This window comes from Enterobacter sp. WI-ESBL-E8 (assembly GCF_053364895.1).
In genome coordinates this window covers 3,413,096-3,425,356 of record NZ_JBRWXJ010000001.1, presented here as the reverse complement: position 1 = coordinate 3,425,356, position 12,261 = coordinate 3,413,096, and the positions used below count along the sequence as shown (strand labels likewise).

The 12,261-nt window shown below is 59.8% G+C and carries 12 protein-coding genes; 10 read left to right on the top strand and 2 right to left on the bottom strand.

Annotated elements, in window-relative coordinates; genetic code table 11:
* The first annotated feature begins 4 nt into the window (after positions 1-4).
* Positions 5-1,462, top strand: a complete 1,458-nt coding sequence (gene nuoN / locus ACWHWP_RS16175) for an NADH-quinone oxidoreductase subunit NuoN (protein WP_029740937.1) — start codon at positions 5-7, stop codon at positions 1,460-1,462.
* A gap of 92 nt (positions 1,463-1,554) precedes the next feature.
* Here the strand turns inward: nuoN and ACWHWP_RS16170 are convergent, their stop codons facing one another.
* Both ACWHWP_RS16170 and rbn read right to left on the bottom strand, forming a co-directional pair.
* Positions 1,555-2,559, bottom strand: coding sequence for a chemotaxis protein (locus ACWHWP_RS16170; protein WP_032643418.1), 1,005 nt, complete (start codon positions 2,557-2,559; stop codon positions 1,555-1,557).
* A gap of 64 nt (positions 2,560-2,623) precedes the next feature.
* Positions 2,624-3,541: a ribonuclease BN gene (gene rbn, locus ACWHWP_RS16165; protein WP_447856007.1), complete on the bottom strand. Its 918-nt coding sequence runs from the start codon at positions 3,539-3,541 to the stop codon at positions 2,624-2,626.
* 71 nt (positions 3,542-3,612) lie between these two features.
* Here rbn and ACWHWP_RS16160 point away from each other — a divergent pair, with 71 nt between their 5' ends.
* The 9 genes from ACWHWP_RS16160 to ACWHWP_RS16120 all read left to right on the top strand — a co-directional run bounded on the left by ACWHWP_RS16160 (position 3,613) and on the right by ACWHWP_RS16120 (position 12,185).
* Positions 3,613-4,074, top strand: coding sequence for a GNAT family N-acetyltransferase (locus ACWHWP_RS16160; RefSeq protein WP_063957851.1), 462 nt, complete (start codon positions 3,613-3,615; stop codon positions 4,072-4,074).
* A gap of 53 nt (positions 4,075-4,127) precedes the next feature.
* Positions 4,128-4,433 (top strand): stress response protein ElaB, encoded by a 306-nt coding sequence (gene elaB / locus ACWHWP_RS16155; protein WP_059312839.1) that lies wholly within the window; start codon positions 4,128-4,130, stop codon positions 4,431-4,433.
* A gap of 86 nt (positions 4,434-4,519) precedes the next feature.
* Positions 4,520-5,815, top strand: coding sequence for an isochorismate synthase MenF (gene menF, locus ACWHWP_RS16150; protein WP_059312838.1), 1,296 nt, complete (start codon positions 4,520-4,522; stop codon positions 5,813-5,815).
* An 88-nt stretch (positions 5,816-5,903) separates the two neighbouring features.
* Entirely contained in the window at positions 5,904-7,574 is a 1,671-nt protein-coding gene (menD, locus tag ACWHWP_RS16145) for a 2-succinyl-5-enolpyruvyl-6-hydroxy-3-cyclohexene-1-carboxylic-acid synthase (RefSeq protein WP_447856006.1), read from the top strand.
* Positions 7,571-8,347 (top strand): 2-succinyl-6-hydroxy-2,4-cyclohexadiene-1-carboxylate synthase, encoded by a 777-nt coding sequence (gene menH / locus ACWHWP_RS16140; protein WP_063957853.1) that lies wholly within the window; start codon positions 7,571-7,573, stop codon positions 8,345-8,347. Before menD ends, menH begins: the two co-directional genes overlap by 4 nt.
* Complete coding sequence (gene menB / locus ACWHWP_RS16135) at positions 8,344-9,201, top strand: 1,4-dihydroxy-2-naphthoyl-CoA synthase (RefSeq protein WP_023312524.1); 858 nt, start codon at positions 8,344-8,346, stop codon at positions 9,199-9,201. Before menH ends, menB begins: the two co-directional genes overlap by 4 nt.
* The gene (gene menC, locus ACWHWP_RS16130) at positions 9,201-10,166 is read left to right on the top strand and encodes an o-succinylbenzoate synthase (RefSeq protein WP_447856005.1); all 966 of its coding nucleotides are present in this window, start codon (positions 9,201-9,203) and stop codon (positions 10,164-10,166) included. The genes menB and menC overlap by 1 nt, the downstream gene beginning before the upstream one ends.
* On the top strand, positions 10,163-11,524 hold the full coding sequence (gene menE, locus ACWHWP_RS16125) for an o-succinylbenzoate--CoA ligase (protein ID WP_447856004.1): 1,362 nt from the start codon (positions 10,163-10,165) through the stop codon (positions 11,522-11,524). The genes menC and menE overlap by 4 nt, the downstream gene beginning before the upstream one ends.
* A gap of 121 nt (positions 11,525-11,645) precedes the next feature.
* A complete protein-coding gene (locus ACWHWP_RS16120; protein ID WP_059312833.1) occupies positions 11,646-12,185 on the top strand; it encodes a YfaZ family outer membrane protein in 540 nt (179 codons plus the stop codon).
* Positions 12,186-12,261: the final 76 nt, after the last annotated feature.

Sequence of the window (12,261 nt, the reverse complement as noted above, 5' to 3'; positions counted from 1 at the left end):
CGCCATGACAATAACTCCACAACAACTGATCGCGCTGCTACCGCTGCTGATCGTCGGATTGACGGTGGTGGTTGTGATGCTCTCCATTGCGTGGCGACGCAATCACTTCCTGAATGCCACGCTGTCGGTCATCGGCCTGAACGCCGCGTTAGTCTCTCTCTGGTTTGTTGGCCAGGGTGGAGCGATGGACGTCACCCCGCTGATGCGCGTTGACGGTTACGCCATGCTGTATACCGGTCTGGTTCTGCTGGCGAGCCTGGCAACCTGTACCTTTGCGTATCCGTGGCTCGAAGGCTACAACGACAATAAAGAAGAGTTTTATCTGCTGGTTCTGATTGCCGCGCTGGGCGGCATTCTGCTGGCGAACGCGAACCACCTTGCTGCACTGTTCCTCGGCATTGAGTTGATCTCTCTGCCGCTGTTCGGTCTGATTGGTTACGCCTTCCGCCAGAAGCGCTCTCTGGAAGCCAGCATCAAGTACACCATCCTGTCTGCGGCGGCGTCCTCGTTCCTGCTGTTTGGTATTGCGCTGCTGTACGCACAGTCCGGTAATCTCTCCTTCATGGCGCTCGGCAAGAGCCTCGGCGACGGCATGCTGCATGAGCCGCTGCTGCTGGCGGGTCTGGGCATGATGATTGTTGGCCTTGGCTTCAAACTCTCTCTGGTTCCGTTCCACCTGTGGACGCCAGACGTATACCAGGGTGCTCCGGCTCCGGTGTCGACCTTCCTGGCGACGGCGAGCAAAATCGCTATCTTCGGGGTGGTCATGCGTCTGTTCCTGTACGCACCGGTGGGTGACAGCGAAGCGGTTCGCGTGGTGCTGGGCATCATCGCGTTCGTCTCCATCATCTTCGGTAACCTGATGGCGCTGAGCCAGACCAACATCAAACGCCTGCTGGGCTACTCGTCAATCTCTCATCTGGGCTACCTGATGGTGGCGCTGATTGCGCTGCAGAGCGGTGAGATGTCGATGGAAGCCGTAGGCGTGTATCTGGCCGGTTACCTGTTCAGCAGCCTCGGCGCGTTCGGCGTGGTGAGCCTGATGTCCAGCCCGTACCGTGGTCCGGATGCCGATTCACTGTTCTCCTACCGTGGTCTGTTCTGGCACCGTCCAATTCTGTCCGCGGTGATGACGGTGATGATGCTCTCTCTGGCGGGTATCCCGATGACGCTGGGCTTCATCGGTAAGTTCTACGTTCTGGCCGTCGGTGTGCAGGCGCACCTGTGGTGGCTGACTGCGGGCGTGGTTATCGGCTCCGCGATTGGTCTGTACTATTACCTGCGTGTGGCAGTGAGCCTGTACCTGAGTGCACCTCAGCAGCTCAACCGTGATGCCCCAACCAACTGGCAGTACAGCGCCGGTGGTATTGTGGTACTCATCTCCGCACTGCTGGTGCTGATCTTCGGTATCTATCCGCAGCCTCTGATTGATATCGTGCAGCGAGCGATGCCATTAATGTAAAAGCAAAAAACCCGCCTCGGCGGGTTTTTTTATGGTCTTCGCCCTCTCCCTGTGGGAGAGGGTTGGGGTGAGGGCACCAGCCCGCTCCAGACTTAAGCCAGCTGCTTGCGGCTAATCAGCGGCCCGTCAATCTTCTTCATCGAGCGGTCCAGCACTTCCTCAATCACCGACGACAGCTCGTTCAGCTCAAACTTCGCCACGTAACCGTCCGCCTTCACCTTACGAATATGATCTTCGTTGGCGTTGCCGGAAAGGGAAGAGTGGATCACCACCGGAATGTCCTTCAGGAACGGGTCGGTTTTGATTTTACGCGTCAGCGTAAAGCCGTCCATCTCCGGCATTTCGAGGTCGGTCAGCACCAGAGCGATCTTATCGGTGATCGGCACCCCTTCAGCCTGCGCCTGTGCCGCCAGCACGCCAATTTTTTCCCACGCCTCTTTACCGGTGATATGCAGCTGCGCCGGGATCTCCATCGCCTGCAGGCCTTTCTCCAGCATCGAACGCGCCACTTTGGAGTCTTCCGCGACGATGGCGACAGCGCCTGGCTTAATATGGAATTTGGTGGTCTTCAGGTTTGTGGCGTGCAGATCGTGATTGGCCGGGGTGATGTCATACAGGATCTGCTCAACGTCCAGCACCATTGCCAGATCGTTGGTATCGGTCTTCTCGTCCAGGCAGGCTATGCTGGTGATATAGCGGCCGCTGACGGCGGTTTCCGCCGCGTGCACCTGCTTCCAGTCCAGACGCATGATGTTCTCAACCGATTCCACGGCAAACGCCTGCACGCTGCGGGCATATTCGGTGATCAGCAGAATGTTCAGCCCGGTCGTGGGCTTACAGCCCGCTACGGCGGCCAGATCGATCACCGGAATCACCTGATCGCGAATATTCACCATTCCCATCAGCGGTGATTTCATCCCTGCGGGTTTCGTGAACTCCGGCATCGGCACAATTTCACGCAGCTTAAAGACGTTAATGCCAAACAGCTCGGATTTATTTTCGTTAAGAGAGGTGCCCAGACGGAACAGCAACAGTTCAAAACGGTTCGACAGGGTCAGATTCGCCCTGTCATCAATATCTTTCTGGAAATTATCCATTCTACCCTCGAGAGAAATGCTGACCTTTTAATCGTTATCGGCATCCTGAGAGAAAAATGAAGGACTAAACGCTGACCTGAGCGAAATCTTCGGCCAGCTCACATTCCGGGAACAGCGCGCGGCACTCCGACAGCAGGTTTGCGCATCCCCGCGCGTCGTAGCGTGAACTGACGTGGGTAACGATGAGCCTCCCGACGCCCGCGTCACGGGCAAGCTGCGCTGCCTGACGCGTGGAGCTATGGCCACGGCTGTTGGCTTTCTCTTCCATTGCCGCTTCAAGCGTGGCTTCGTGCACCATCACGTCCACGCCCTGAGCCAGCGTGAGCGCCGCCGGGCACGGGGCCGTGTCGCCAAAAATCGCCAGTTTTTTGCCGGGCTGCGGTGCGGCGAGATAATCCTGGCCGTTAATAACGCGCCCGTCCTCCAGCGTGACGGTCTCTCCGTGCTTCAGGCGCTGGAACAGCGGCCCGGGCTTAATGCCGTCGGCCATTAGCGCAGCGGCATCCAGCGCGCCGGGTTTGTCATGCGCTTCAATACGGTAGCCATAGCATTCCACTGGATGATTGAGTGGTTGGGCCGTAACCCGATAATCCCCGTCATCGAAAACCACGCCTTCTGTAATCTCAACGATCTCCAGCGGATAATCCGTCCACGAGCCGCTCAGGCGCAGCGTGGTTTCAACAAATTCACGCACACCCGCAGGCCCGTAAATCGCCAGCGGGTTGGCATTACCGGCCATTGAGCGGCTGCACAGCAGGCCGGGCAGGCCAAAGAGATGGTCACCATGCAGGTGAGTGATAAAGATTTTATCCAGCTTGCCCGGGTGATAAGCGGTATGTAACAGCTGATGCTGCGTCCCTTCACCACAGTCAAACAGCCACAGCCCGCCGCGGGTTGGGTGTTTAAGATCCAGCAGAATCGCCGTCACATTTCGTGAGCGGGTTGGCACGCCAGCGGACGTACCCAGAAAAATCAGTTCCATAACGCAATCAGCCCTTTGCCGAACGGGGAGGGGTTTAGTATAACGTGATGAACCCCAGGAAGGAGACTGACATGATCCAGTGGCAAGATTTACACCATAGCGACCTCACCGTTCATTCGCTCTACGCGCTGCTTAAACTGCGCTGTGAAGTGTTTGTTGTAGAACAGACCTGCCCGTATCAGGACATCGACGGCGATGACCTCGTTGGCGAGAACCGTCATATCCTCGGCTGGCGCGATAACGAGCTGGTCGCGTATGCGAGGATTCTGAAAAGCGAAGACGATTTTGAGCCTGTCGTTATTGGCCGCGTCATCATTAGCGGCAAGGCGCGCGGCGAAAAATTGGGCTACCAGCTTATGGAAAAAACGCTGGAAGCGTGCCAGAAACAGTGGCCGGACAAGGCGTTATACCTGGGCGCGCAGGCGCATCTGCAGTCGTTTTATGCCCACTTTGGCTTCACGCCGGTAACGGAAGTGTATGACGAAGATGGCATTCCCCACATCGGCATGGCGCGGGAAGTGAAACAGGCGTAATGGCGGCGCGTTGGCTATAGTTAGCGGACTGGTGTACTAACATGGAGAAAACTATGTCATTTCAATCCTGGGATACCCGTATCGATGACGATCTGGCCTTACTGAGCGAAACGCTGGAAGAGGTGTTACGTTCCTCGGGCGACCCTGCCGATCAGAAATATATTGAGCTAAAAGCCCGTGCCGAACAGGCGCTGCATGAGGTCAAAAACCGCGTCAGCCATGCGTCTGATACCTATTACTACCGCGCTAAAAAAGCGGTTTATCGTGCCGATGATTACGTGCATGAAAAACCGTGGCAGGGTATCGGCGCAGGCGCTGCTGTAGGCCTGGTTCTCGGCCTGCTGCTGGCCCGTCGTTAAGCCGCTTAACCACTCCCTATACGTGGGTACTGCTATTTATGGTCAGTACCCCGTATAATACGAGGTTTTAACAGGGAGAGGTTCGCGTGAATTCGATTTTCCTCGCGCTGGAGCATCTGCGTACCCAGCTTACGCAAGCGTTACCCGCAGCACCCGGCATACGTCATTTCGACGTCTCTTTCCCGTTAAACGATGCCTTCGATCCCCTCGCCTGGCTGGGGGCGCAGCAGTGCTATCCTCAGTTTTACTGGCAGCAGCGTAACGGCGATGAAGAGCTGGCTGCGCTGGGGGCGGTTACCCATTTTTCCTCTCTGGCGATAGCCTCACAGTTTTTGCGTGAGCAAAATGCGGCAGGTGATACCCGTATCTGCGGCCTGAACGCCTTTAACCCGGAGCAGGGCAGCCTCTTTTTACCCCGTCTGCTCTGGCGACGCACGGCCGGAAACGCCACGCTGCGCCTGCAATTATGGAGCGAGCGCTCGCTTCAGGACGACGCCTTTGCCGCGCGGGATTTTTTACAGCAGCTTCAGCCTGCCAGGCCTATCCGCCCGCTGGCCGTTCAGGTTGAGCACGAAACCCATCAGCCGCAACAGGCCGAATGGCTGAGACTTGTCCACAGGGCGACCGAAACCATCGCGCGCGGTGATTTTGAAAAGGTCGTCCTCGCGAGGGCCACCGATCTTCAGTTTACACGGCGCATTAACCCCGTCGCGCTGATGGCGGCCAGCCGCGCCCTGAATTTACATTGCTACCATTTCTGCATGGTATTTGACGCCAGCAACGCCTTTCTGGGCTCAACGCCCGAGCGACTCTGGCGGCGGCGCGGCAGGCTGCTGCGCACGGAAGCGCTGGCGGGCACGGTTGCCAGCCACAATGATGATAAACAGGCGCAGCGTCTGGGCGAGTGGCTGCTGAATGACGATAAAAACCAGCGTGAAAATATGCTGGTCGTGGAAGATATCTGTCAGCGTCTTCAGCACCACACGCAGACGCTTGAGGTACTGCCAGCCCAGGTGGTGCGCCTGCGTAAAGTGCAGCATTTACGCCGCTGTATCTGGACCGAGCTCAAGCAGGCCGATGATGAGCAGTGTCTTAACATGCTGCAGCCAACCGCGGCCGTTGCGGGATTACCGCGACAGCCTGCACGCGAGTTTATCCAGAAGGTTGAACCCTTTAACCGCGAGTGGTACGCCGGTTCGGCCGGGTATTTATCGCCCGATCAAAGTGAGTTCTGCGTGGCATTGCGCTCCGCCCGCGTGCTGGAGGATTCCCTGCGGCTTTACGCTGGCGCCGGCATTGTCAGCGGATCTGACCCGGAGCAGGAGTGGCAGGAGATTGAAAATAAAGCCGCCGGATTGCGCTCTCTGCTCCTAAGGGATTAATACTGATTCGCGCAATCCCGATTCACATCAAAATTCCAATTTTTTCTATTATTTATACTGTGTCGCATTCTTGATACCGGACAATCTCATGTCAGTAAGTTCTTTTAACCGACGCTGGGCGGCGGTGATCCTTGAAGCCCTGACGCGCCATGGCGTCAGGCACGTGTGTATTGCACCGGGTTCTCGCTCAACGCCGCTGACGCTGGCGGCCGCCGAAAACCGGGCGTTGATTCATCACACCCACTTTGATGAACGCGGCCTCGGCCACCTCGCACTGGGCCTGGCGAAAGCCAGCAAAGAACCTGTGGCGGTGATTGTCACCTCCGGTACCGCGGTGGCAAACCTCTATCCGGCGCTGATCGAAGCCGGGTTAACCGGTGAAAAGCTGATTCTGCTCACCGCCGATCGCCCCCCTGAGCTTATTGACTGCGGCGCCAATCAGGCGATTCGCCAGCCGGGACTCTTTGCTTCACATCCGTCGCAGACGATTTCGTTACCGCGTCCCACCCAGGATATTCCGGCAAGCTGGCTGGTTTCCACCGTTGATCACGCCATGGAGACGTTGCGTGGGGGGGCGTTGCACATCAACTGCCCGTTTGCGGAGCCGCTGTACGGTGAGCTGGACGACACCGGCCTGGAATGGCAGCACTCTCTCGGTGACTGGTGGGAGAGTGAAAAACCGTGGCTACGCGAGCAGACGCACCTTGAGAGCGCAAAACAGCGCGACTGGTTCTTCTGGCGGCAGAAGCGCGGTGTGGTCATCGCCGGGCGCATGAGCGCCGCGGAAGGCAAGCTGGTCGCGGAATGGGCACAAACGCTCGGCTGGCCACTGATTGGCGATGTGCTTTCCCAGACCGGTCAGCCGCTGCCGTGCGCCGACCTCTGGCTGGGTAATGCGAAAGCGGTTACCGAGCTGTCGCATGCGCAGATTGTGGTGCAGCTGGGTTCGAGTTTGACCGGCAAGCGGTTACTGCAGTGGCAGGCTACCTGCACGCCGGAAGAGTACTGGCTGGTGGATCCGCTGGAAGGGCGACTCGACCCGGCGCACCATCGCGGTCGTCGCCTGGTCAGCAGTATTGACGCCTGGCTGACGCTCCATCCGGCAGAAAAGCGCAAACCCTGGGCGGTGATCCTCCCGGACCTTTCGCGTCAGGCGTGGGAGCTGACCAAAGCGCACTGCGACGCGTTTAGCGAGGCCGGGCTGGCGCACCGTATTCGCCAGCTTCTGCCTGAGCAGGGGCAGCTGTTTGTCGGCAATAGCCTGGTGGTGCGCCTGATTGACGCCTTTTCGAAGCTGCCTGCCGGCTACCCGGTTTATAGCAACCGCGGCGCCAGCGGCATCGACGGCCTGATCTCAACGGCGGCGGGCGTGCAGCGCGCCAGCGCGAAATCGACGCTGGCGATCGTGGGCGATCTCTCCGCGCTCTACGATCTCAACGCGCTGGCGCTGCTGCGTCAGGCGTCAGCCCCGTTTGTGCTGATTGTGGTCAACAACAACGGCGGGCAGATTTTCTCCCTTTTGCCCACGCCGCAGAGCGAGCGCGAGCGCTTCTATCTGATGCCGCAGAATGTGCACTTCGAACACGCCGCGGCGATGTTCAGCCTGAAATACCATCGCCCTGAAAGCTGGGAACAGCTGGATGCCGCGCTGGGCACCGCCTGGAAACAGCCGGGCGCGACGCTGATTGAGCTGGTGGTGAACGATGCAGATGGTGCGCAGATGCTGCAAAGCCTGCTGGCGCAGGTGAGCCAGCTGTGATCCTCTCTGGCGTGCAGCGGGCCGGCGAGCCAGGCTATCCCTGGCTGGTCTTCTTGCACGGCTTTTCCGGGGACTGCCGCGAGTGGCAGAGGGTCGGTGAAAAACTCAGCGACTACCCCCGGCTGTATCTGGATCTGCCGGGTCACGGTGGATCCCGAGATTTGAGCGTGACGGGGTTTGAGGAGATGAGCACGCTGCTCACCCAAACCTTGCTTAGTTACAACATACTCAAGTTCTGGCTCATCGGGTACTCCCTCGGCGGCCGCATTGCGATGTTCCATGCCTGCCAGCAGCCTGAGGGGCTGCTGGGCGTGGTGGTAGAGGGCGGGCATCCGGGCCTGGAGGATGCCGAAGCGCGAAATGCGCGGCTGGCATCTGACCGCCGCTGGGCGAGACGTTTTCGTACTGAACCGCTGAGTAAGGTATTCGCTGACTGGTATCAACAGCCCGTTTTTGCCTCACTCACGGATGCCCAGCGCGAGGCGCTGATTACCCTGCGCAGCCAGAACAGCGGCGCGGCGCTGGGGATGATGCTCGAAGCGACGTCGCTGGCCGTGCAGCCCGATTTGCGTGCCGCGCTTGGGGCACGCCATTTCTCTTTTGATTATCTCTATGGCGAACGCGATGAGAAGTTTGCGGCCCTTGCCGCTGAGCTGAACGCCGTTCGCCATGCAATTCCCAACGCCGGACACAACGCCCACCGGGAAAATCCCGATGCGGTTACCGCGAGTCTGGCTCAGATACTGCGTCTTCGTATAAAGGACATTCTATGATCTATCCTGATGAAAACATGCTCTATGCACCGGTTGAATGGCAAGACTGCTCCGAAGGCTACACCGACATTCGCTACCACAAATCCACCGACGGCATTGCCAAAATCACCATTAACCGTCCGCAGGTGCGCAACGCCTTCCGTCCGCTGACCGTTAAAGAGATGATTCAGGCCCTGGCGGATGCACGCTACGACGACAACATCGGCGTGATTGTCCTGACCGGCGAAGGCGATAAGGCGTTCTGCTCCGGCGGCGATCAGAAAGTGCGCGGTGACTACGGCGGATATCAGGACGATGCGGGCACGCACCACCTGAACGTGCTCGATTTCCAGCGTCAGATCCGCACCTGTCCAAAACCGGTGGTGGCGATGGTGGCAGGCTACTCCATCGGTGGCGGGCACGTGCTGCACATGATGTGTGACCTGACCATTGCGGCAGAGAACGCCATCTTCGGCCAGACGGGCCCGAAAGTAGGCTCCTTCGACGGCGGCTGGGGTGCCTCCTACATGGCACGCATCGTCGGGCAGAAAAAAGCCCGTGAAATCTGGTTCCTGTGCCGTCAGTACAACGCCCAGGAAGCCCTGGATATGGGTCTGGTGAATACCGTGGTGCCGATTGCCGATCTCGAAAAAGAGACCGTACGCTGGTGCCGCGAAATGCTGCAAAACAGCCCGATGGCGCTGCGCTGCCTCAAAGCCGCGCTCAACGCCGACTGTGACGGTCAGGCGGGTCTGCAGGAGCTGGCGGGTAACGCCACCATGCTGTTCTACATGACCGAAGAGGGTCAGGAAGGGCGCAACGCGTTTAACGAAAAACGCCAGCCGGACTTCAGCAAATACAAACGGAACCCGTAATGCGTCGCGCGCAGGTTTACCGCTGGCAGATACCGATGGACGCGGGCGTGGTGCTGCGTGAGCGGCGGTTAAAAACCCGTGACGGCTTCTTCGTGCATCTGCAGCAGGGCGAGCGGGAAGGCTGGGGCGAGATTTCGCCTCTGCCGGGCTTTAGCCTGGAGTCGCTGGAGGACGCGCAGGCTGCATTGCTGACGTGGGCAGACGCGTGGCGTGAGGGCGAGAACCCGGCGTTACCGGACGTGCCTTCCGCGGCTTTTGGTATCAGCTGCGCGCTGGCGGAGCTGGACGATAGCCTGCCTGAAGAGGCTAACTACCGCGCGGCACCGCTCTGCACAGGGGATCCGGACGAACTCTTCGCGCTGCTCTCCGTCATGCCGGGCGAGAAGGTCGCGAAAATCAAAGTCGGCCTCTACGAAGCGGTGCGCGACGGCATGGTTGCCAACCTGCTGCTGGAGGCGATCCCCGACCTGCACCTGCGTCTGGATGCTAACCGCGCCTGGACGCCGCTGAAGGCGCAGCAGTTTGCGAAATACGTCAACCCGGAGTACCGCAGCCGCATTGCCTTCCTGGAAGAGCCGTGTAAAACCCGCGACGATTCGCGCGCGTTTGCCCGCGAAACGGGGATTGCCATCGCCTGGGATGAAAGCCTGCGCGAAGCGGGTTTTGCCTTCGTTGCCGAACCCGGCGTCAGCGCGGTAGTGATTAAGCCGACGCTGACCGGCAGTCTGGCGAAGGTGCGCGAGCAGGTCGCGGCGGCGCACGCCGCAGGGCTGACGGCGGTAATCAGCTCGTCGATTGAGTCCAGCCTGGGGCTGACCCAGCTGGCGCGTATTGCCGCCTGGTTAACGCCGGCCACGGTGCCTGGCCTCGATACGCTGAACCTGATGCAGGCCCAGCTTATCCGCACGTGGCCGGACAGTGCGCTGCCGTGCCTCGGCACCGAGGCGCTGGAGCCGTTGTTATGAGTTTTACCGACTGGCCGTGGCGGCACTGGAGCGCCCTGTCTGCCGATAAGCCTGCTCTGAGGCTGAACGACGAAACGCTTACCTGGCAACAGCTGTGCGCGCGCGTCGACAGCCTTGCGGCGGGGTTTCACCAGCAGGGCGTGGAGGAGGGCGACGGCGTGCTGCTGCTGGCTCATAACCACCCGCAAACCCTGCTGGCGTGGCTGGCGCTGCTCCAGTGCGGAGCGCGGATCCTTCCCGTGAATCCACAGCTGCCGCGCCCGCTGCTGGACGTGTTGCTTCCCCAGATGACCCTGCGCTTTGCGCTGGTGCTGGACGGTCTCTACGACGCTCTTCCTCCCCTGAGCATGCGCGAGCGCGCGGGTGAATATCGCGCCGCGTGGCAGCCTGCGCGGCTGGCGTCCATGACGCTGACCTCCGGCTCTACCGGTCTGCCTAAGGCGGCGGTGCATACCTGCGAGGCCCATCTGGCCAGCGCGCGCGGCGTGCTGACGCTGATGCCCTACGGTGAAGACGACGACTGGCTGCTTTCGCTGCCGCTGTTTCACGTTTCCGGTCAGGGTATTTTATGGCGCTGGCTTCTGGCTGGCGCACGGTTAACCGTACGCGAGAAACAGCCGCTGGCGCAGGCCTTGCGCGGCTGTACGCACGCCTCGCTGGTGCCGACCCAGCTCTGGCGTCTTCTGAATACCGAAAGCCACATTGCCCTGAAAGCGGTTTTGCTTGGCGGGGCGGCCATTCCGGTGGAATTGACGCAAAAGGCGAGAGAGCAGGGAATTCGCACCTTCTGCGGTTACGGCCTGACCGAGTTTGCCTCTACCGTCTGCGCGAAAGCGGCGGACGGCGAGCCGGACGTGGGCAGCGCGCTGCCGGGCCGAGAGGTGCAGGTCGTTAACGGTGAGGTCTGGATCAGGGCGCAAAGCATGGCCTCAGGCTACTGGCGCGACGGCGCGCTGATTCCGCTGACCAATGCGCAAGGATGGTTCGCCACCCGCGATCGCGGCGAGCTGCATGACGGCCGCCTGACGATTCTGGGCCGCATGGACAATCTCTTTTTTAGCGGCGGAGAAGGGATCCAGCCGGAAAGCCTGGAGCGGGTTATCGCCCGGCATCCGCAGATTAACCAGGTGTTTATCGTCCCGCTGGACGACGCCGAGTTCGGGCAGCGTCCGGTGGCGGTGGTGGAGTGTGAGCCGGGAACGGATATCGCCTGTTTGCCTGACTGGGTCACGGATAAGCTGGCGCGTTTTGAGCAGCCCGTCCGCTGGCTGCTGCTGCCGACCGAGCTTAAAAATGGCGGCATTAAAGTTTCGCGTCGTGCGCTGCAGCAGTGGGTGAACGCATCGCTGAAAGGATAATAGCCGTTTCAAATAGTTACAATCTACCGACCTGCCGCACGCAGAGTGCTTGATCCCCGGAAGAGTCAGGTTAAAATCTCGCGGTTTTGGGACTTCTTATAAAATGTGCGGGATCGCGACAATGAAAAAAGTGGCATTAATGGGCTTCGGCCTGATGGTTGTTTCTGCGGCGGCTAACGCTATTAGCATTAACGGCTCGGCGGGTCAGGACTATACCCACCTGGGCTTTGGCATGGGTACAGAGACCTCCGGTCTGGCGATGACCGGCGGCTGGACGCATAACGATGACGACGGCGACGCGGCCAGCCTCGGCCTGGGTCTTAACGTTCCTCTCGGCCCGTTCCTGGCGACCGTCGGCGGTAAAGGTATCTATACCAACCCAAATGACGGTGACGAAGGGTACGCGGCGGCAGTGGGCGGCGGCCTGCAGTGGAAGATTGGCGACAGCTTCGGCCTGTTTGGCGAGTACTACTATTCTCCCGACTCCCTCTCAAGCGGTATCGAAAGCTATGAGGAAGCCAACGCCGGCGCGCGCTGGACCATCATGCGTCCGATTACCATCGAAGCAGGCTATCGTTATCTGAACCTGGCCGGCAAAGACGGCAACCGCGACAACGCGCTGGCCGACGGCCCGTACGTGGGCGTCAGCGCAGGCTTCTAATCACTCCGGCGCGGCATTCTGTCGCGCCAGTTTCTCTCTTCTCCACCCCGCGTTTGCGCTATAGTGTTTTGACCAA

Bases quoted from the DNA above. Each gene is read 5' to 3' on its own strand.
- nuoN (WP_029740937.1), top strand. From the start codon at position 5: ATGACAATAACTCCACAACAACTGATCGCGCTGCTACCGCTGCTGATC.
- ACWHWP_RS16170 (WP_032643418.1), bottom strand. From the start codon at position 2,559: ATGGATAATTTCCAGAAAGATATTGATGACAGGGCGAATCTGACCCTG.
- rbn (WP_447856007.1), bottom strand. From the start codon at position 3,541: ATGGAACTGATTTTTCTGGGTACGTCCGCTGGCGTGCCAACCCGCTCA.
- ACWHWP_RS16160 (WP_063957851.1), top strand. From the start codon at position 3,613: ATGATCCAGTGGCAAGATTTACACCATAGCGACCTCACCGTTCATTCG.
- elaB (WP_059312839.1), top strand. From the start codon at position 4,128: ATGTCATTTCAATCCTGGGATACCCGTATCGATGACGATCTGGCCTTA.
- menD (WP_447856006.1), top strand. From the start codon at position 5,904: ATGTCAGTAAGTTCTTTTAACCGACGCTGGGCGGCGGTGATCCTTGAA.
- menB (WP_023312524.1), top strand. From the start codon at position 8,344: ATGATCTATCCTGATGAAAACATGCTCTATGCACCGGTTGAATGGCAA.
- menC (WP_447856005.1), top strand. From the start codon at position 9,201: ATGCGTCGCGCGCAGGTTTACCGCTGGCAGATACCGATGGACGCGGGC.
- menE (WP_447856004.1), top strand. From the start codon at position 10,163: ATGAGTTTTACCGACTGGCCGTGGCGGCACTGGAGCGCCCTGTCTGCC.
- ACWHWP_RS16120 (WP_059312833.1), top strand. From the start codon at position 11,646: ATGAAAAAAGTGGCATTAATGGGCTTCGGCCTGATGGTTGTTTCTGCG.